The sequence below is a fragment of the Streptomyces albus subsp. albus genome (assembly GCF_000719865.1).
In the GTDB taxonomy this organism is placed as follows: domain Bacteria; phylum Actinomycetota; class Actinomycetes; order Streptomycetales; family Streptomycetaceae; genus Streptomyces; species Streptomyces albus_E.
This window is the reverse complement of the sequence record NZ_JOID01000005.1, coordinates 1-19,952: the sequence shown is the minus strand read 5'-3', so window position 1 is coordinate 19,952 and position 19,952 is coordinate 1. Positions and strand designations below refer to the sequence as shown.

Sequence of the window (19,952 nt, the reverse complement as noted above, 5' to 3'; positions counted from 1 at the left end):
GGCGACGGAGCGAACGGCGCCCGCTTCTCCCACCGCGGAGGGGCGGGCGCCGCGGCGTTCCCGTACGAGGAGACGGCCGCCGGCCGCGCCGGCGGGGAGTGCCGGTCCGCGGCCGGCAGGGGCACAGCCGTCGGGGGCACGGCCGGCAAGGGAGCGGTCAGCAGGGAAGCAGAGCGGCCGTCACCACCGGGCCGCAGAACCGCGTCGCGGCCTTCCCCGTCTTCGCCGCCTCCTCCTGCACCGGGGCGACCCAGGTCAGGAGCACGGCGGCCGCGATGGCCAGGACCCCGGCCAGCGCCAGACCGCGGGCCCACCCCACCATCAGCCAGATGTCGCGGGTGCGCTCGAGCTCGTAGGCGAGAACCCGGGTGGCGTCCAGGGTCGGGGTGGAGCCGGGCGGGCCGTGCGCGGCGGACACGGTGAGCCACGAGGCCGCGATCAGCGCGGCGAACGAGACGGCCAGCAGACCGATCACCGCCCACCGCCACCAGCCCGGCAGATCCATGAGGTTCTCCCGGCCCTTCAGCACGAACACCGCGCCGATCAGCCCGGTCAGCGAGGCGATGAAGTTGCGGTAGCCCTCCGCCTGCTGCCGCGCGGCCCGGAGCTGCTCGTGCGGCTCCACCATGGCCCGCAACCGGCGGTCGGCGGCGGCCAGCTGCTCGGGCGTGAACCGCCAGGGGCCGTACGGGCCGCCGGGGCCGGGTGCGCCCGGGGGAACCGGGGGACCGCTCATCGCCCGCCGTCCGCTGCCGCGCCGATGCCCGGCAGGCCGCCCTCCGGGAGCTCGATCAGCAGATGGGCGCCGCAGCCCGCGCTGTCCTCGTCCGCCGGCCGGCCGACGTGGGCCCGGCCGCAAAGGCAGCGGGTGTAGAGCGGGGCGAGATCCTCCCGGCCGCCCCCGCGGCCTTTCCTCTTCCGCCGCAGGGCTTTCAGCCCGCCGCCCTTCGCCACGTAGGCGTACTGGTTGAGTTCCCAGCGGCGGACCATGGCGCCGTGGCACTCCGGGCACTCCCCGGCGGCCTCGTACACCCCCTCGCCGATCCGCCGCCAGGTGAACCCGACTACGACCTTCTCGGTCTGCGGGTCCCACTCCACCGAACTGTGGCCGGTCATCACGGTGCTCCTGTCGTGCGGGGAGAATCCGGCAAGGTTAAGCCGAAGAGCGCCGCGTAACGGGTGAGGCGCTCCAGTACCTGAGCGGGGGAGAGGTCCGTCTCCTCGGAACAGAGCAGAACGTGGTCCGGGTCCACCGCGCCGGAGAGCGCGGGCGCCCGGCCGGTGAGCCGCTCGGTGAGGACGATGACGTCCCGCCAGTCGGGAACGGTGTCCCGCTCCTCGCCCTCCGGGGCCCGGACGGTCACGTCGAGGCCGAGCTCGGCGAAGGGCGCGTACCGCTCATGGGTCTTGGCGAGCGGCCACCCGAACCGGCCCGCGACGAGGACGAGTTCGAGCGGGCCGAGGATGCCGGGGCCGAGCAGGGCGGGTTCGAAGGCGGCCCGGTCGCAGACCTCGGGTTTGAGACCGTCGAGAACCGCCTCCTCCGAGGCGAGGATGGGAGCGTCGAGCGAGGGAGCGCCCAGCGCCGCGTACTGCGCGAGGTGACGCGCACTGCGGCCGACGGTGGTCCCCGATCGGAGCGCGTGCTGAAGGAGGCGGGCGATGGTCAGCGTCTCCGTGAAGCTGTAGGCCCCTTCCGTGTGCCCTTCCCGGAACAGGGCATCCCGGTCCGCGCCGAGAGGCCGAAGGCGGGCCACCGAGTCGGGAACCCGCACGACCCGGAGCGGCAGGCCGAAATCCGCGGCCTCGCGTACCACCCGCTCCCAGGCGGTTCCGAGATCTGTGTCGAGCCCGTCCGCGAGCGCGACCAGGAACGCTCCGGTGAGCCCTTCGCCGTCGAGGTCCGCGAACTCCCCGACCGCGGGGAGACCCGCCTCCGAAGTGAGAGAGGAGGGCAGGAAAACGGGAAGTGCCGACGTGGTGGGGAAGACCGCTTCGGGCGGTGCCCCCAAATCGGGCATCCCGAGCGCCACCAGCCGGTCCCACGTCTCCTGTAAGGGGTCCGTGTCATCGGCCCGTGTCTCCTGGCTGGCGTGGAAGGCGGAGACGATGGTCCACGGTCCCAGTGTGAGAGCGGATGCTCGGAGAGCCTCGGCCAGCCAGGCGGGCACGGTCCAGCCGGCCACCTCCGCCGGTATCTCGGCGGCGGCGATACCTGTGACCGCGCGGACGGCTTCGACGCGCCGCGCGATCTCGGCGAGGGGCTGCCGCAGTACCGCAGAGCCGAGCAGCAGGTGACGAAGTCCTGCCTCGCCGTCCAGCCAGGGAAACAATCTATCCAGATCCACGGAGAGCAGCGCTGTTGTGTCCGGATCGAAATCGTGCTCGGACGGTATCCCCGGTGCGGAGTAAGAGAATCCCAGTGCAGCCATTTCCCGGGCGGACCGGACGATTTGGTGCGGCCGTGAGGAGCCCCGCACCGCCCTGGTCAACAGGTCTGCCGCCGTGATCGCGCCAGTGCGCCAGTCAGTCTCACCCCCGGGCCGGTCCCTCCGCGCGAGACAGTCGGCTTCGGCCCGGCTGGGCTTGTGGTCACCGATGGTGCCGAGCGCGGGAGGGGCCGGGAGCCGCCCGTCCAGTGTTCGCAGGCGGTGCAGGCGCTCAGCTGCGACCGCCAGGGTTTTCCCGTGCAGAGCGGCGGCGGCGAGCAGGGGGGCGTGCTCGGCGGGACACCGCCCCGGGACATGACCGGCTTCCTCGCGGATGCTCCGGTACCCGTCGTAGATGCGCACGTCCAGTTGGTCGGGGCAGTAGTCGGCGAGCGCCCGGATATCCGGTGCGTCGGGGACGTGGGCACCGGCCACGGCGTAACGGCGCAGTGCCCGCAGGGTGTCGGACAGGGAGAGTCGTGCCGACGCGGCGGCTTTCAGAGCCGGACGCCAGTCCCCCGTGGACATGACGCGATCGCTGAAGATCACCGCGTCCAGGGCGACAGGGCTCGGATACCGCGCGAAGGACAGCCGCTGGCTGCCGGTCGTGGCCTCGTGCGCGGCCATCAATGCGGTGCGGCGCCACAGAGTGGCGACGGGGCTGGCGTTCTTCCTGCCGGATTCGAAGCCCGCCTCGAACCAGGGGGTGTTGAGCAGCGTCATGTCCGAAGGGAAGCAGCCGCTGTGACGCAGGGGCACGACGACGGTGTACGTCGACAGGAAGGTGTCGCCGGGCGCCGTCTGGCCCGTGGCGAGCGGCAGCAGATGTTCCAGAAGCCCGATGGCGATCTCCGGCTCACGCCCGGGGAGCTCCCACATCCAGGAGAGATCGACCCGCTCCCAGCCGGGCGCGGCGGCCACCACGGACACCCGGTCCAGCAGGGACTTCCGCACCTTCTCCTCGTCGTACGACAGCAGCCGGTTCCGGTCGACACTGGGGACCGGCTCGTGGTGGTCACGGAGATTCACGACGTAGCCGGAGACCTCCGGAGCCTCCCCGATGACCACCCCGTCCAGCAGCAACTGGCCTTTGCCCTGGACGAACCAGCCGTCCCCATGGGCGCGCACCGGGCCGCCGGGCCAGGTCCGGGACGGCCGCAGCTGCCCCGGGTCCCAGTCGGCGCGTCTCTCCTCCTCGCGGGGATCGTCCGGGGACAGCTCGACCGCCGTCACCTCGTAGTCGCTGTACCACAGCAGGGATTCCAGGGAGTCGACCAACGACGGCCGCTCGCCCCCCTGGTGCGCCAGGAACAGCCGCACCCGCGTCCCTCCGTACCGGGGCGCACCGGCCTCCGGCCGGATCTGGAGCAGCCCCGAGCCCGACTGGATGTCGGCCCGGAACTGCTCGCGGTAGTCCGGCTCGCCGTACTCGTTCACCGGACACGTGCGGACCTCCACCTCCTCCGCGAGCATGAAGTAGCTGAACACCCCGATGCCGAAACGGCTGTTCAGATGGACGTCGTCGAGCCCCGCCCGCCGCCAGTTGCGGCGCTCCTGGACGAAGTCCGGGTCCTGCTCGTAGCGCCGGCCCGCCCGGGCGAACATCGACGTCAGCTTCTCGCGGGTCATCCCGGAGCCGTTGTCCTCGCACTCGATGTACGGGCGCCCCTCCTCGTCCACCCCCTGCCGGAACACGATCCTCGGCTGCCAGTCGTCGGAGTGCCCGCTGCGCCGTTTCCGGCCGTACCGCACACGCATCTCGCGGTACCGGCAGGCGTCGAGGGCGTTCTGGTACAGCTCCCGCACCGCCAGCATCGGATCGCCGTAGAGCTGGGTGCCCATGAGCAGCGGCCGGATCTCGTCCTCGGCCAGCCGGAACCGCTCCAGCGGCTCGGTGTACTTCCGGTCGCGCGGCTTCAGCAGCCCGGTGGAGACCCGGCGCGGCAGGCCGCGCAGCAGCGGGGCCCGGCCCTGGTGGTGCCGGTGGATCTCGCGGAACGCCGTGTCGGCGCGGGCGGCCAGCTCCTCCACCGCCGCGTGCAGGGCGGGATGCGGGCACCGGAAGCTCACCTCGACGCCGTGCCGTTCCTGCTCGCCACTGCGTTTCCCCGGGTCGTACCGCAGACCCTCCGAGAGAGAGATCACCGCGTCGGACGGCGAGAGGGGCGTGCGCGCGGCGAGGTGGTCGACCAGCACGCTGGACAGCGTCCGCGTGTCCACGGCCAGCAGGGCCGCGCCCCACAGCAGGGTGGCCAGTTGCTCACCCCGCCAGCGGGTGCCCTGGACCGGGGGATGGTCGTTCCAGCCGTCCGGCGCGTCCGGGTCGTTGATGCGGGGGCTGCCGCCCGGGCGCACGGAGACATGCCCGAGCACCTGCCGGAGCTGGCTGCTGATCTCCTCCCGGGGCTGGGCGACCGGCCCGCACCAGCCGGGCGCCGGGGTCGCCGCGAGCACGGCGGACACGGCGACGTCGAAGAGCTTCTCCGCCGACGCGTACTGGCCCGTGCACTCCCAGACCAGGTCCCAGTCGGCGACGAAGCGGTGCCGCAGCCACTGGTCGGCGGCCCGGGCGGCGGCGAGCTGGCCGCGCTCACGCAGGGTCGCGGCCGTGCGGCGCACCAGGTGGTGCGCCCGGCCCATGTCCCGCAACTCGCTGCGGACCAGCTCGGCATGGGCGTCGGGGCCGCCGGGCTCCGGACCGCCCGCCGTCCCACGGTCCGCGTCCTCGGGCGGCAGCGCGCCCAGTTCGTCCATGACGAGGGCCACGATGCCCTCGTGGACGATCGGCGCGGCGAGCAGCGCGGCCGTCTCGGGCGGCGACAGCCGCTCGTCCTCCCGCAGCCCGGCCTGCACGGCCAGCTCCCCGAGCTGTCCGATCAGCCGCTCGGGGTAGCGGGGGTCGTCCCACGGGTCGGGGCGCCGGGCGAGGGTATCGGTGCGCAGACCGACGACCAGCCGCACCAGGTGACGTAACCGGTCCAGCACCGGCTCCCGCACGCTGCCGGCGTCCGCGGTGACGTCCCACAGCGCCGACTTCTCGACGGCCTCGGTCCAGCGGTGCGTGGTCTCCGACCCGTCGCACACCACGGCCGACCGGGCCGACTCCCACGACCAGTCCGGGACCCGCCGGTCGACCCGCGGCGGCACAATGCCGTCCCCGGCCGCCCTGCCCGCGACCGTGCCGACGTACTCGTACACCTCGCCGATCGTCTTGGGGGAGGCGCTCGCCGACAGCGCCTCGGCGAGTGCCCGGCCGAACCAGCTTCCCCCGGCGTCGGCGTAGGCCGCCTCGCCCGGGCTGCAGCTGTACAGCCACACCACCGAGCCGTAATCGCCGGAGAGCCTCTGCTCGTCGTCGTGCTCGAACGGCACGACTCCTTCCTCCCGGCAGGCGTCCAGGCAGACGAGGGCCGTCACACCGGGGGAGAGCCCGGCGAGCAGTTCCCCCGGGGCCGTCTGGAGCAGCGTCCGGGGGTTGACGCAGGGCTGACCGTCGCGAGCGGGGCCGGGCTGGGCGTCGGCGGGGACCAGATAATGCCGTTCGTCCAGGGTGACGCCGTGGCAGGTGAGATAGACCAGGGCGGTGTCCCCCGGCTCGCAGGAGGAGAAGAAGGCGCCGAGGGCCCCGATGATCCCGTTGCCGCCCACATCCCGGCAGTCGGGGTCGGGGTGGTCCTGGTGCAGCGACCGCACCTCGTATCCCGAGCCCTTCAGCGCCGCGCCCACCAGCTCGATGTCCTGCGGCACGCAGTCCAGCGCCGGATAGGCCGCGGCCAGACCGGGATCACGGTGCAGCGCCCGGGTCTCCCTGACACCGATCAGCAGCGCCCGCCGGCGGCCGGTGCCCCGCGTGGAATCCGAATCCGTCACTCCCCGCCCCCTGTTCAGCCGTGACCCGGCCGATGATTCCAGACGGGTCGGACACCGGGGGCGCTTCCCGGCACATCCGCCGACGGACGGCCCGCGCGTTCCGCCGCCCGGTGAGGATGTCACCCGGGCGGACCGCCCCGCTCGCGGGAGCCGCGAACGGGAGGTACTTCTCGGAGGGTCGCCGCGGCTCACCCACCGGGCCCCGCTGCTGGGGCGGGCCCCACGGGTCCTCGGCAACACCGCCACCGCCCCGGGCCCCGCCGCTGACGGCGGGGGACCGGGGCGGCGCGGCGGGCGGGGTCAGGCGTAGACCTTCTCGACGAACTCGGCGAGCATCTCGTCGCTGATGTTCCGGGCCAGATCGTGCTCGGTGACGATGCCGACCAGCCGGTGGCCGGCGCCGGTGTCGATCACCGGAATCCGCTTGATCTGGTGCCGCTCCATCGTGTCCAGCGCCTCGCTGATCGACGCGTCCACATCGATCCAGAACAGCTCGCCGGCCAGCTCACCGGCGCGGACCTGATTCAGGTCCTTCCCCTCGGCACAGCACTTGATCACGATGTCACGGTCCGTGATCATGCCCTTGAGCCGGTCGTCCTCCCCGCAGATGGGCAGGCTGCCGACGCCGAGATCACGCATCATGCGCGAGGCGTCGGACATGTTCTGGCTCTCGCCGATGCACTGGGTCCCCTCCGTCATGACGTCGCGGACCGTCAGGTTCTGCTTCGCTGCCATATCGGAGCATCCTCTCTGCTTCCAGGCGTATCCGGATCTCTACGGGTCTCCCGTTCGGCCCCGTTCCATGCGAAACCCTCCCCATCGATCACAACACGGATGGCCGCGGCCCACCTCCCGAACGGACGCGGCCCCGATTGGCCCGCTCTCCCACCCCGGAAATGGCCCAGGTCCGGGGCCACTGCGCTCCCTACCGTGGTGCCGCGGCCACACCCCGCACACCCCCGGCCACGCACCCCAGGAGCCACATGCCCGCCCGCATCCTGCCGCCCGCCGGACCGCCGCGGCGCCTCGCGCTCGCCCAACTCGTCAACTCGGTCGGCGACGGCGCCTACTACGTCTGCTCCACCCTGTACTTCGCCCGCATCGCCGGACTCCCGCCGGCCCTCATCGGCCTCGGACTCACCCTGGCCTGGGCCGCCGCCGCCCCGGCCGGCATCCTCCTCGGCCATCTCGCCGACCGCCGCGGCCCCCGGACCGTCTCCGCGCTGCTCGCCGCCGCCACCGGACTGGCCGTCGCCGGCTTCCTCCTCGTCCGCTCCTTCCCCGCCTTCGTCGCGACCGCCTGCCTCTACGCGATCTGCCAGAGCGGTCTGGCCGCCTCACGGCAGGCGCTGCTCGCCGGACTCGTACCGCCCGCCGCACGCACCGGCGTCCTGGCCCACCTGCAGTCCACCCTCAACGCCGGACTCGCCGCCGGAGCCGCCCTCGGCGGCATCGCCCTCCACCTCGGCACCCCCGCCGCCTACCGCGCCGCCCTCGCCCTGGACGCCGCCGGATTCCTGCTCTGCGCCCTCCTCCTGCTGACGCTGCCCCCGGTGGCCCCCACCCCCGCCGGCCCGGCACCACGCGGCGGCGCGCGGCTCGCCGTCCTCCGCGACCGGCCCTACGCCCTGGTCACCCTCCTCCAGGCCGTCATGCTGCTGCGCATGCCGCTGATCAGCATCGCCATCCCGCTGTGGATCGCCGAACGCACCGCCGCCCCCGGCTCCCTGACCGCGCTGCTGATGCTCCTCAACACCCTCGCCGTGACCCTCTTCCAGGTACGGATCGCCCGGCACGCCACCGGCCTCGGCCCGGCCGTGCGGCTGCTGCGCCGCTCCGGCCCGGTGATGCTCGCCGCCTGCGCCGTCTTCGCCGCCGCCGCGGCCCCCGCCACCGCGCCGGTCGCCGCGGCCCTCCTCTGCGCGGCCGCCGTCCTGCTCGTGACCGGCGAGATGATGCAGTCCGCCGGCGCCTGGCAGATCGCCTTCGGCCTGGCCCCCGAAGGACGGCAGGGCCAGTACCAGGGGTTCTTCGGCAGCGCCACGGCCGTCGCCCGCATGGCGGGACCGGTCCTGCTCACCGCCCTCACGGTGAACTGGGGACCACCCGGCTGGCTGCTCCTCGGCGGACTGTTCCTGCTCGCCGGGACGGCCATGGGCCCCGTGGTCCGCCGGGCGTCACGTATCGCAGTCCAGGACGCTCCCGCACAGCCCGCACCGCACCCGCACCGGCCCCCGCACGGGAACCCGCAGCCGCTGACAGCAGACCGGGCAGGGAAAGGTCACCCGTAGCGGCGGGCCGGGATCGAAGGAGTACGGGGCGTCCGGAAGCGAAGGCGGCGGCGCCGCCCCCGGCTCGGCGGCCGCCCGGCGGGCCCGCCCGTACCGCAGCCGCGCGAACCGGCTCGCACCGGACAACGGCGGCTGCCGCTCGTCGGCCCGGGCCCGCGCCAGCCCTTCGCCGTACGCCGTGTACGCCTGCGGGCTGGTGAACCAGGGCGCGGGATCCTCCCCGAACAGCAGGGCCCGCTTGGCGAGGACGTAGCCGTACTCCTCCGGCGTCAGATAACCCAGCTTCTGCGACGTCAGCGCGTCCTGCCGGAAGGCGTCCAGCAGCAGCCAGCCCACCCCCAGATACGCGGCCGCCGTATCGGTGAGGATCTCGTTGTCGTCCGTCGCGGGAAAGGACAGCCCCAGGCGGTGCAGGAACACATGCGTGATCTCGTGCGCCAGGGCCGCGCCGATGTCCCGCCGGTGCCGGCCGAAACGCGCGTTGAGCTCGACGTCGTACTCGGGACCGGCCGCCAGTTCCACATTCGCCGCGTCCGCCATCTCACGGAAGGCCACCACCACCGGCGCCTCCGGCAGCCCCAGATGGCGCACCATCACCCCCGCCACCCGCTCCACCCCCGCGCGCAGATCCTCCTCCTCGGAGAAACCCACCTCGACGGGGAGCACACTGGCCGTGAAGGACCGCACCGACGGCACCGCCCGGTGCAGCGCGGTGACGGCCGCCCGCACCGTCTCCAGACGCGGATAACCGTGCTCGACCTCGCTCCCGGGCATCACGCCCCAACTCTAGCTTTGATCTTGCGCAGTGCTCCGTCCTTCAGGGCGGAGGTGAAGTGCATCTCAGGGCTGCTCTGACCTCGGCTGTGGGCACGGATCTGCACTGTTGTCCCGGGTTCACGACGGTTGTCGCACGGGGCGCTGCTGGTTGTCGATGTACTGGCGTACGACGGTCAGGGGTGCCCCGCCGCAGCTTCCGGCGAAGTAGGAGCCGGACCAGAAGTGCCCGCCCCACAGGTACCGGCGGACGTGGGCGTCGCACTCCTTGCGCAGGAGCCGGGCGGAGACGCCCTTGAGGGAATTGACCAGTTTGGAGAGCTGGACCTTGGGCGGGTAGTGCACGAGCAGGTGGACATGGTCCTTTTCGCCGTTGAACTGCTTCAGCTCGGCCTCGAAGTCTTCGCAGACCTCCCGCATGATCTCTTCGCAGCGCGTCAGCATCTCACCGGTCATGGCCTTGCGCCGATACCTGGTGACGAACACCAAGTGGGCGGGAAGGTTGTAAACGACATGACGCCCGGTGCGGACCTCGCGATTTGGATCCCAGCGCGGTGACAAAGCCCAGACGTTACCGTGACCGTGTGACTACGGAACGTGTGCAGGGGAAGTGGCAGCTCGGGCATCGTGCCCGGCTGGCCCTGACCCCTGTACAGGTCCGGCTCGTTGACGCCCAGGCCCATGCCGCACGGGCGACGTGGAATCTCCTGCACGACTTCTGGACGATGACGCCGAAGTGCCGCCGGTCCCTCCAGGCCACGGACGAGGCCATCCGGCAGGCCCGCAAGGAGATCGACTGGCTCGGCGTCCTGCCCGCCCAGGCAGCCCAGGCGGTACTGAAGGCGTACCACCAGGCATGGAAGAACTGCTGGGAAGGCCGGGCTGACGAGCCGAACTTCAAGGCCCGCCTCCGTACGGTGATGTCCGTGGACATCCCGCAGGGGCGTGACCTGCAGATCACGCGCGTGCACCGCCGCTGGGGCATGGTCAATATCCCCAAGGTCGGCCGGATCCGCTTCCGCTGGACCAAAGATCTCCCGGTCGGCAAGCACGCCGACAAGGACAACCGGATCACCGGGGCGCGGCTGGTCAAGGACGCCCTCGGCTGGCACATCGCGTTCCGCGCCCAGACCCTCGACACCGTGCCGGAACCGCGCACCGGTCCAGAGGCCGGCATTGACGCCGGAGTCAACATCCCGCTCGCCCTGTCCGACGGCAACCACCAGGACCACGGCCGCCCCGCACGGCTCCCGAACGGCACAGCCGACCGGGACAAGTGGCTGAACACCGGCGAGAAGGCCAAGCTGCTTCGCCTGGAGCAGCGCGCCGCGCACCGCAAGAGCTTCCGCAAACGCGGCGAGAAGACCTCCCGCCGACTCCGGAACACCTACGACCAGATCAAGCGGCTACGCGCAACAGCCACGCGCCGTGCCACTGACTGGCAGCACCGGACCACCACCGAACTCGCCCGCACCTACGGCGTGATCGTGGTGGAAAAACTGGACATCCCGAACATGGTCAAGTCCGCCAGGGGCACCATCGCGAACCCGGGGAAGAACGTCGCGCAGAAGTCCGGTCTGAACCGTTCCATCAGCCAGGAAGCATGGGGCCGCACCGTGACGATGCTGACGTACAAGACCGCCCGCCACGGCGGCACCCTGCACAAGGTCCCCGCCCCGAACACCTCCCTGCGCTGCTCCGCATGCGGCTTCACCACACCGGGCAGCCGGGAGGACCAGGCCACGTTCGTGTGCAAGAACCCGGACTGCGGATGGTCGGGCAATGCCGACCACAACGCAGCCCGGAACGTCTTGCAACTGTACCGGACGGGCCACGCGCTCGTCCCGACTGCCGGGAGGGCAGTCGTCAGGCGCACGCGTGGCGTCAAGCCCGCCACCGCAAGGTAGGAGGGAATCTCCCGGCTTCAGCCGGGAGAGCACTTCAAGGCCCACAGAATGGACGCCCCCGGCGGCGGCCGCCCGCCACTGTTACGGTGACGCCCTGCCCGTGATGAGTGACCGGAGAGCTCCACGATGACGAACCAGCACGACACCGACCCCTCCGTCCGGGCCGAACTGGAGCGGCTCCGGGAGAGCATCGACAACATCGACGCCGCGGTCGTCCACATGCTCGCCGAGCGCTTCAAGTGCACCCAGCAGGTCGGCCGGCTCAAGGCCGAACACCGCCTGCCCCCGGCCGACCCGGCCCGCGAGGCCCGCCAGATCACCCGCCTGCGCCAACTCGCCGAGAGCGCACGCCTCGACCCGGCCTTCGCGGAGAAGCTCCTCAACTTCATCATCGCCGAGGTCATCCGCCACCACGAAACCATCGCCCGCTCCTGAGGCACCCGGCACCCAACGCCCGCTCCCCACAGCCCCGGACCCAGAAAAAGCCGACGGGCGACGGAAGGGGCGGGCGCCCCGGATCTACGGAAAGCCGGCAGGCGACGGGAAGGGCCGGGGCCGTCCACCGCTCCCGGCTCCACGGAAAGCCGTCGGACGACGGAAGGGTGGGGGCCCCGGATCCACGGAAAGCCGACGGGTGACAGGAGGGGTCGGGGCCGTAGGAGGGGGGTCCTCCACGCTGCCGTGTATTTGTGGCCGCGGGCCCCGTTCACTGATCCCGGCACGGGCCCAGGCGGCCGTAAATAGACGGTGGAGGACCCCCCTCCGGAGGCCCCGGCCCCGGCACCCCGAACTGTCCCGCCCCCGCACCCGGGTGCCCGGGACCCCGCAGTGGCCCCGCCCGACCACGGCACCCCGCGCCCCCGCCCAGCCCCGCCACGCAGAACGGGCCCCCGGACCCCGGGCACCCCGCACCCCGGGCACCCCGCACCGGCCCCGCGCCCCTTTGGCAGCATGGGCGCCATGCCCGCACTGACGCGCGACGAAGCGCGAACCCGAGCCCGCCTCCTCGACGTCCGGGGCTACACCGTCGACCTCGACCTCACGCGCGGCGACGACCTGTTCGGCTCCACCACGGTCATCCGCTTCACCGCCGCCACCCCGGGAGACACCTTCGCCGAGGTCGCCCCCGCCCGGCTGCGCCGCGTCCTCCTCGACGGGCGCGAACTCGACCCGGCGCTGCTGCGGGGCAACCGGCTGCCGCTCACCGGCCTGACCGCCGGGGCGCACGAACTGCGCGTCGAGGCCGACATGCGCTACTCCCGCACCGGCGAGGGCATGCACCGCTTCACGGACCCCGCCGACGGCGAGACCTACGTCTACACCCAGGGCTTCCTCGACGACGGCCCGCGCATCTTCGCCGCCTTCGACCAGCCCGACCTGAAAGCCGTGTTCGAGGTCTCCGTCACCGCCCCGGCCGGCTGGACAGTCCTCTCCAACGCCGTCACCACACCGGCGGACACCACACCGGACGGAAACCCTGCCGAAGACCCGGCCGAGAACATCACCGAGAACTCCGCCGAGAACCCCGCCCCCACCCGATGGCGGGCCGCCCCCACCCCACCCATCAGCCCCTACCTCCTAGCCGTCGCCGCCGGCCCCTGGACCTCCGTCCGCACCGAACACGCCGGGCTCCCCTTCGGCGTACACGTCCGCCGCTCCCTCGGCCCGCACCTCCACCGCGACTCCGGCGAGATCCTCGACATCACCCGCCGCTGCTTCGACCGGTACCACGAGATCTTCGACGAGCCCTACCCGTTCGACTCCTACGACCAGGCGTTCGTGCCCGAGTTCAACTACGGCGCCATGGAGAACCCCGGCCTGGTCACCTTCCGCGACGAACACATCCACCGCTCCGCCGTCACCGACACGGAGCGGCAGGCCCGCGCCATGGTCATCGCCCACGAGATGGCCCACATGTGGTTCGGCAACCTCGTCACCCTCCGCTGGTGGGACGACATCTGGCTGAACGAGTCCTTCGCCGAGTACCTGGGCTTCCAGACCCTCACCGAGGCCACCCGCCACCGCGACACCTGGACCGACTTCGCCGTCACCCGCAAGGGCTGGGGCTACGACGCCGACCAGCGGCCGACCACCCACCCCGTCGCCCCCGCCCCCGAGGACGTACCGGACACCGCCTCCGCACTCCTCAACTTCGACGGCATCTCCTACGCCAAGGGCGCCTCCGCCCTCCGCCAACTCGTCGCCCGCCTGGGGGAGAAGGACTTCCTCGCCGGCATCAACGACCACATCACCCGGCACCGGTTCGGCAACGCCACGCTCGCCGACTTCATCGACTCCCTGGCCCGCGCCTCCGCCGAGGACGTGCACGGCTGGGCCGAACGCTGGCTCCGCACCACCGGCGTCGACACCCTCACCGCCGAGGTCACGGCCGAGGCCGGCCCCACCACCGGCCCCGCCACCACCGGCCCCGCCACCACCGGTGAAGCCACCACCACGGGCGAAGCCGACGCAGACGGCGCCACCCTCGCCGCGCAACCCGCGTGGCGGCTCACCGTGCGCCACACGGGCACCCGCCCCCACCGCATCACCGTCACCACCTACGACCACGACCAGGTCCACGACCAGGTCCACGACCACGACCCGGTCACGACCACCGCGGAAGACGCAGCCCCCGCCGAAGGCGCAGCCCCCGCCGCGGGTGCGGCTCCCGCCGAAGGCGCGCCCCCCGCGGAAGGCACGGCCCCAACCGCAGACGCGGCCACCACCGGCCCCGCCCCCGCCGGCCGGCTCACCCTCCGGGACCGCTTCACCACCGACGTCCCCGCCGACGGCGACGCCCCCGCCCGCACCCTCCCCGGCCGCCGCCCCCCACTCGTCCTCCTCAACGGGGACGACCTCGACTACGCCAAGATCCGCCTCGACCCCCGCTCCCGGCACACCGCCCTCGCCGCACTCTCCGGACTCCCCGACCCGATCACCCGCGCCGTCGTCTGGAACACCGCCCGCGACATGGTCCGCGACGGCGAACTCGCCCCCGCCGCATACCTGCGCGCCGTCCGCGCGCACCTCCCGCACGAGACCGACCTCGCCATCGTCCAAGGCGTCCTCGGCTTCGCCCGGCAGGAGATCGCCGACCGGTACCTGCCCCCGCCGGACCGCCCCGAGGCCCTCGCCGCCCTCACCGCCGTCTGCCGGGCCCTGCTCGACCGCACCGCCGACGGCAGCGCCCCCGGCCTCCGGCTCGCCGCCGTACGCGGCTGCCTCGACAACCTCGCCGACACCGGCGAACTCCGCGCCTGGCTCACCGCCGGCACCGTGCCCGGGGGGCCCGCCCTCGACCCCGAACTCCGCTGGCGGCTGCTCCTGCGCCTCACCGTCCTCGGCGCCGCCGGCCACGGCGACATCGACACCGCGCTCGCCGCCGACCCCGGCGCCACCGGCCGGGAAGGCGCCGCCCGCTGCCGCGCCGCCCTCCCCGACCCCGCAGCCAAGGAGACGGCCTGGAACGCCCTGTTCCACTCCGGCGAACCGTCCAACCGGATCGTGAAGGCCACCGCCGAGGGCTTCTGGCAGCCCGAGCAGCGCGAGATCCTCACCGGCTATGTCCACCGCTACCACCCCGCGGCCGTCGCGGCCGCCGCCCGCCGCGGGCCCGCGATCGCGACACTCCTCGGCAGTGAGGGCTACCCGGCCCACGCCGTCGACGAGGAAACCCTCCGCCTCGGCCGCCACTGCCTGCGCCACGACGACCCCGCCCCGGCACTCCGCCGGAAACTCGCCGACCAACTCGACGACCTGGCCCGCATCCTGCGCGCCCGGGCCACTGCCGGCCCGGCCGTCACCTGACGCGGGCCGGCCCCTCTGCCCGGGACACCCGGCCAGGGCAGAGGGCCGGGCCCCGCCGGGTCAACGCCCCACTGGCCCACGGCTCACGGCCAACCGGGCAGGCGAACCAACAGGCCAACCGGGCCAACCGGGCCAACCGGGCCCCGGGCTAAGGCACCCGCAGCACCAGCAGCGCGATGTCGTCCGCCGACCCCTCCGGCGCCACCTCCACCAGCAGCCGGTCGCAGAACTCGCCCAGCGGCCGCCCCACCAACTGCTCCGCCCGCTGCCGCAACCGTTCCAGACCGGTGTCCAGAGACTGCCCCGGCGCCTCCACCAGCCCGTCCGTGTACAGCACGACCGTGGTGTCCGGCGTCAGCGGCACCGTCGCGTCCACCCGCGGCGGACTGGCCTCCGTGCCCAGCAGCATGCCGTGCCCCTCCCACAGGAAGCGGGCCTCCCCGTCCGGCGTGATCAGCAGAGGCGGCGGATGCCCGGCGTTCGACCACCGCAGCAGCCACGGATCATCGCCCCCGCCCTCCAGCCGGCACAACACCAGGGTCGCCATCGGCACATCACTGATGTGCCCCAGGGCACTGTCCAGCCGGTCGACGATCAGACTCGGCACGTCCCGCTGGTCCCACACGAACGCGCGCAGCATATTGCGCATCTGCGACATGTTCGCCGCCGCCTGCAGGTCGTGCCCGATCACATCCCCGATCACCAGCGTCGTCGCCCCGTCCGGCATGACGAACGCGTCATACCAGTCACCGCCCACCTGCGAACCGTGCGGCGCCGGCAGATAGCGGGCCGCCATCTCCAGCCCCTCCACCCGCGGCAACGGCGTCAGCAGATGCAGCTGCATGGTCTCCGACACCCGCCGCTGCCGGTCGTACAACTGCGCGTTGTCCACCGCCAGCCCCGCCCGCCGCGCGATGTCGTCGATCAGCTCCAGATCCTCCCGGTCGAACGGCTGTTCCTGATCGGCCCGGCCCAGCGTCAACGCCCCCAGCACCCCCCGGCCGCCGCGCAGCGGCGCCATCACCGCCGAGTGGATCCCGGTGAAACGGAACAGATCACTCTGCACCTGATGAATGGCCGAGTCCGGCACACCGGCATAATCCTCCGGGCCCGCGATCAGCGCCGAGGCGCCCCGCAGCACCCGCTGCAGCGGCGAGCGGGACTCCCACGACAGATGATCCGGCAGCGGCCCCTCCAGCTCCGTGACGCTCACATGCCGGCCGTTCTCGTGATGGACCACCGCGACCCGCAGCACATCCTCCTGCTCACCCAGCAGATCCACCACCGCCCAGTCCGACAGCCGCGGCGCCACCAGCCGCACCAGCCGCCGCAGCGCCTCCCGCACATCCAGCGTCGACGTCAGGACCGTCGTCACCTCCGACACCAGCGACAGCCGCTCCGCCCGCTTGCGCAACGCCGCCAGATGGGCCTCCCGGCGCCGCACCTCCTCCTCCTGCTCGGTGATGTCGAAGAACGTCACCACGGCGCCGGCCTGCTCGCCCTCCACCAGATACGGGGCCAGCAGCCACCCCACCCGCAGCAGCGTCCCGTCCCCCCGCAGGAACCAGGCGGCCTGCGTCCTCGTCGGCAGACCCGCCTCCATCGCCGCCAGCAGCGGGCACTGCGAACGCGGCTGGAGACTCCCGTCCGCCTCCCGGTGCAGCAGCTCATGGACGTCCGCGCCGATGAACCGCTCCGGCGGCAGCCGGACGATCTCGGCACCCCGCGGGTTGACCACCAGGATGCGCCCCCGGGAATCCATCACCCACACCCCGGCGTCCAGGCCGTAGAACATCGCCTGGAGCAGCTCCTCGCCGGGCAGCGGACGGTAGTCGGCGTCGCCGGACGGATACCCGGGATCAACCATCAACGGGCACTCCTGCGGAACTGGGAAACGGGAAGGGATACGGAACCGGGGGAGAGGAAAGGGGACGGACGGACAGAGGGACGTTAACGGACCGGACGAGGGGGTGGAAAACGGGACAATGGACGGAGTGGACGGGGACGGGCGGCGGACGCACCGCAGAGGTACCCCGCTCCGCCCGTTTCACGCGCGGAGCGGCACCGCGGACGCCCCGGCCCGCGGACCACCGCCCGGAACGCCCCCGTACGCCCATTACCACCACCGCCGGAAACCCGCATCCCACGGCACCACCCCGCGCCCGCACCCCGCACCCGCGCCCCGGAGCCCTCCGCACCCGCCCCCGCGCCCCGGAGCCGCCATCCCGCTCCGGACCGTGACCCCACCGCCGCACCCCGCCCTCCGGACACACCCGGACGGAAGCCGCGAACACACCCGGACGAACCCGCGCCCCACCACCGCCCCGGGCACGGCCGCACCACCGCCACGTCAACACGACGCCCGCCCCATCACCCCCGCACCGGAACGCCGCGCACTCCGTAACCACGCCTCAACACACTGCGATTTTATGGGAGTTGGCCCGTTCTGTTCGGTCCCGCGGTGAACCCGGCACGACCAAGAAGCGTGTAGAGGAGTATGAGGCACACCCCGCCCGACCGGGGCACCCCACTGGTTCGTGTGCCTCCATACCTCGACCAAAGGGCTCCTTCATGTCGCTCGGCGCCTCCCGCCCCCCGCACCGCACCGGCCCCGCCGCACCCCCGGCCGGCCCCCGCGCCACGCCGCGCAACGACACCGCCCCACCACGCGACGACACCACCCCACCGGCACCGTCACCGGACGGCCTCGCCGGCGGCCCCCACGGCCCCGACACCCTCGAACCCCTCCTCCACACCGTCCTCGACGCCCTCCGCACCGGCAGCCGCGACCGCCGCGGCCCCCTCCCCGCCGGCGGCCCCAAAGTCGTCACCGACCGCCTCCGCACCACCCTCGACCCCGCCCTCCCCGAACACGGCACCGGCCCCCACGAAGCCCTCCGCACCCTCGTCCACGCCCTCGCCGAAGGCGCCGCCGACCCCGCCGACCCCCACTGCGCCGCCCACCTCCACTGCCCCCCGCTCGCCGTCGCCGTGGCCGCCGACCTCGCCGCCACCGCACTCAACCCCTCCATGGACTCCTGGGACCAGGCCCCCGCCGCCACCGCCCTCGAAACCGGCCTCACCCGCGCCCTCGCCGCCCTCGTCCACCCCCGCAGCCCCCAGCCCGACGCCCTCGTCACCAGCGGCGGCACCGAATCCAACCTCGTCGCCCTCCTCCTCGCCCGCGAACGCGCCCGCGCCCACGGCGCCCGCACCGTCCAAGTCGTCTGCGGAACCAACGCCCACCACAGCGTCCACCGCGCCGCCTGGCTCCTGGGCCTCCCCACCCCCCTCACCGTCGCCTGCCACGCCGGCCGCATCATCCCCGCCGCCCTCGACCGCGCCCTCGCCGACACCGCCGGACCCGCCCTCGTCGTCGCCACCGCCGGCACCACCGACGAAGGACTCATCGACCCGCTGCCCCAACTCGCCCGCATCGCCACCACCTACGGCGCCGAGCTCCACATCGACGCCGCCTACGGCGGCCCCCTCCTCTTCAGCGACACCCTCCGCCACCGCCTCGACGGACTCGACCACGCCATCAGCGTCACCCTCGACCTGCACAAACTCGGCTGGCAACCCGTCGCCGCCGGACTCCTCGCCGTCCGCGACACCGCCGAACTCGAACCCCTCACCCACCAGACCGACTACCTCAACGCCGACGACGACACCGAAGCCGGACTCCCCGACCTCCTCGGCCGCTCCATCCGCACCACCCGCCGCCCCGACGCCTTCAAAATGGCCGTCACCCTCCGCGCCCTCGGCCGCACCGGACTCGCCCGCCTCGTCGAACACTGCGTCCACTCCGCCGAACAACTCGCCGCCCTCACCGACCGGCACCCCGCCCTCCGCCGCCGCCCCGGCCCCCTCGGCATCAGCACCGTCCTCCTCCGCCCCACCGCCGCCGACCAGCTCGCCGAAACCGACGGCGACGAAGCCGGAGACGCACTCGTCGCCGACGTACGCCGCCGCCTCCTCACCGCCGGAACCGCCGTCATCGGCCGCGCCCGCGCCGAAGACACCGACGGCCGCGTCCGGCTCTGGCTCAAGGCCACCCTGCTCCACCCCGACACCCGCACCACCGACCTGGAGGCCCTCACCGACACCATCGCCGCCGCCTGCCCCTGACCGCACCCACCCCGACCGCACCGGCCACCCCGACCGCACCCGCCGCCCCCGACCACACCGGCCCCGACCGCACGGCGCAACCGGACGACGGCCCACCCCGGCGGAACACCCCGCCGACACCGCACCCCACAGTCGTCACACCGGCAACCACCCCCCACGCACAGCGGCAGCCACCGACTTCTCACCGACGGTGCGACGTACCACACGCCACACCCGACCCACCCCCCACCCTGACCAGGCCCGACCGCACCACCCACCGCGGACCACCGACCCCACCAGGGCACGGACGGCCCGGCCGGCGCAACGGCCCCCGGACAGAAAGAGAACCGATGAGCATGACGCTTCCCGCCCGCGCCACCACCGGCCACCACCGGCCCGGCGACCCCGCGGCCATCGCCGACGCCATCACCACCGGCAACCTCCTCCGCTGCTGGATCCGCGAAACCGGCACACCCAGACCCACCGACGGCATCCTCCGCCTCCGCCTCCCCGCCTCCGGCACCACCATCGAAGCCCCCGTCATCCACTGGTCACCCACCGGCCACCACCGCTTCGGCCGCGCCCGCCTCCGCACCGGAACCAAAGCCCCCGCCCCCCTCATCGCCTCCCTCCTCGGCATCGAAATCGCCGCCGGAGACCCCACCTCCGTCACCGACCTCACCAGCCGCGTCACCGACTCCGCCCACCGCACCGCACACATCCTCCGCACCCGCCCCCACACCCCCACCACCCCCGGAACCACCCCC

12 protein-coding genes and 1 pseudogene are annotated in these 19,952 nt (G+C 73.0%); 6 read left to right on the top strand and 7 right to left on the bottom strand.

Annotated features, from left to right (window positions below; genetic code table 11):
- Nucleotides 1-157: 157 nt before the first annotated feature.
- The 4 genes from IF83_RS0105695 to IF83_RS0105680 form a co-directional block, all read right to left on the bottom strand.
- Nucleotides 158-736, bottom strand: a complete 579-nt coding sequence (locus IF83_RS0105695; RefSeq protein WP_107046704.1) for a hypothetical protein — start codon at nt 734-736, stop codon at nt 158-160.
- Nucleotides 733-1,116 (bottom strand): hypothetical protein, encoded by a 384-nt coding sequence (locus IF83_RS0105690; protein ID WP_030542919.1) that lies wholly within the window; start codon nt 1,114-1,116, stop codon nt 733-735. Before IF83_RS0105690 ends, IF83_RS0105695 begins: the two co-directional genes overlap by 4 nt.
- Nucleotides 1,116-6,299: an HD domain-containing protein gene (locus tag IF83_RS0105685; RefSeq protein WP_030542918.1), complete on the bottom strand. Its 5,184-nt coding sequence runs from the start codon at nt 6,297-6,299 to the stop codon at nt 1,116-1,118. The genes IF83_RS0105690 and IF83_RS0105685 overlap by 1 nt, the downstream gene beginning before the upstream one ends.
- A gap of 300 nt (nt 6,300-6,599) precedes the next feature.
- The gene (locus IF83_RS0105680; RefSeq protein WP_030542917.1) at nt 6,600-7,034 is read right to left on the bottom strand and encodes a CBS domain-containing protein; all 435 of its coding nucleotides are present in this window, start codon (nt 7,032-7,034) and stop codon (nt 6,600-6,602) included.
- Nucleotides 7,035-7,282: 248 nt separating this feature from the next.
- Between IF83_RS0105680 and IF83_RS0105675 the strand changes: the two genes are divergently transcribed.
- On the top strand, nt 7,283-8,590 hold the full coding sequence (locus tag IF83_RS0105675) for an MFS transporter (protein WP_078843197.1): 1,308 nt from the start codon (nt 7,283-7,285) through the stop codon (nt 8,588-8,590).
- On the opposite strand, the gene IF83_RS33615 is transcribed toward IF83_RS0105675, so the two are convergent.
- Together IF83_RS33615 and tnpA are read right to left on the bottom strand one after the other, a co-directional pair.
- Complete coding sequence (locus IF83_RS33615) at nt 8,477-9,364, bottom strand: tautomerase family protein (protein ID WP_030542915.1); 888 nt, start codon at nt 9,362-9,364, stop codon at nt 8,477-8,479. The two genes, IF83_RS0105675 and IF83_RS33615, sit on opposite strands and share 114 nt — an antisense overlap.
- 120 nt (nt 9,365-9,484) lie before the next feature.
- Nucleotides 9,485-9,925, bottom strand: a complete 441-nt coding sequence (gene tnpA, locus IF83_RS0105665; protein WP_078843196.1) for an IS200/IS605 family transposase — start codon at nt 9,923-9,925, stop codon at nt 9,485-9,487.
- Nucleotides 9,926-9,948: 23 nt separating this feature from the next.
- Here tnpA and IF83_RS0105660 point away from each other — a divergent pair, with 23 nt between their 5' ends.
- From IF83_RS0105660 to pepN, 3 genes are all read left to right on the top strand, one after another.
- Complete coding sequence (locus IF83_RS0105660; protein WP_030542913.1) at nt 9,949-11,271, top strand: RNA-guided endonuclease InsQ/TnpB family protein; 1,323 nt, start codon at nt 9,949-9,951, stop codon at nt 11,269-11,271.
- Nucleotides 11,272-11,397: 126 nt separating this feature from the next.
- Complete coding sequence (locus IF83_RS0105655; RefSeq protein ID WP_030542912.1) at nt 11,398-11,706, top strand: chorismate mutase; 309 nt, start codon at nt 11,398-11,400, stop codon at nt 11,704-11,706.
- A 525-nt stretch (nt 11,707-12,231) separates the two neighbouring features.
- Nucleotides 12,232-15,078 (top strand): aminopeptidase N, encoded by a 2,847-nt coding sequence (gene pepN, locus IF83_RS0105650; protein ID WP_030542911.1) that lies wholly within the window; start codon nt 12,232-12,234, stop codon nt 15,076-15,078.
- 148 nt (nt 15,079-15,226) lie between these two features.
- Here pepN and IF83_RS0105645 read toward each other — a convergent pair whose 3' ends face one another.
- A complete protein-coding gene (locus IF83_RS0105645) occupies nt 15,227-16,945 on the bottom strand; it encodes a SpoIIE family protein phosphatase (RefSeq protein WP_030542910.1) in 1,719 nt (572 codons plus the stop codon).
- A gap of 704 nt (nt 16,946-17,649) precedes the next feature.
- Between IF83_RS0105645 and IF83_RS0105640 the strand changes: the two genes are divergently transcribed.
- Together IF83_RS0105640 and IF83_RS0105635 are read left to right on the top strand one after the other, a co-directional pair.
- Entirely contained in the window at nt 17,650-19,206 is a 1,557-nt protein-coding gene (locus IF83_RS0105640) for a pyridoxal phosphate-dependent decarboxylase family protein (RefSeq protein WP_078843195.1), read from the top strand.
- Between the two features lie 329 nt (nt 19,207-19,535).
- A pseudogene (locus IF83_RS0105635) lies at nt 19,536-19,952 on the top strand (iron transporter); the annotation flags it as partial.

Coding starts and splice junctions, on each gene's coding strand:
- IF83_RS0105640 (WP_078843195.1), top strand. CDS start 17,650: ATGTCGCTCGGCGCCTCCCGCCCCCCGCACCGCACCGGCCCCGCCGCA.
- IF83_RS0105655 (WP_030542912.1), top strand. CDS start 11,398: ATGACGAACCAGCACGACACCGACCCCTCCGTCCGGGCCGAACTGGAG.
- IF83_RS0105695 (WP_107046704.1), bottom strand. CDS start 736: ATGAGCGGTCCCCCGGTTCCCCCGGGCGCACCCGGCCCCGGCGGCCCG.
- IF83_RS0105680 (WP_030542917.1), bottom strand. CDS start 7,034: ATGGCAGCGAAGCAGAACCTGACGGTCCGCGACGTCATGACGGAGGGG.
- IF83_RS0105690 (WP_030542919.1), bottom strand. CDS start 1,116: ATGACCGGCCACAGTTCGGTGGAGTGGGACCCGCAGACCGAGAAGGTC.
- IF83_RS0105675 (WP_078843197.1), top strand. CDS start 7,283: ATGCCCGCCCGCATCCTGCCGCCCGCCGGACCGCCGCGGCGCCTCGCG.
- pepN (WP_030542911.1), top strand. CDS start 12,232: ATGCCCGCACTGACGCGCGACGAAGCGCGAACCCGAGCCCGCCTCCTC.
- IF83_RS0105645 (WP_030542910.1), bottom strand. CDS start 16,945: ATGGTTGATCCCGGGTATCCGTCCGGCGACGCCGACTACCGTCCGCTG.
- IF83_RS33615 (WP_030542915.1), bottom strand. CDS start 9,364: ATGCCCGGGAGCGAGGTCGAGCACGGTTATCCGCGTCTGGAGACGGTG.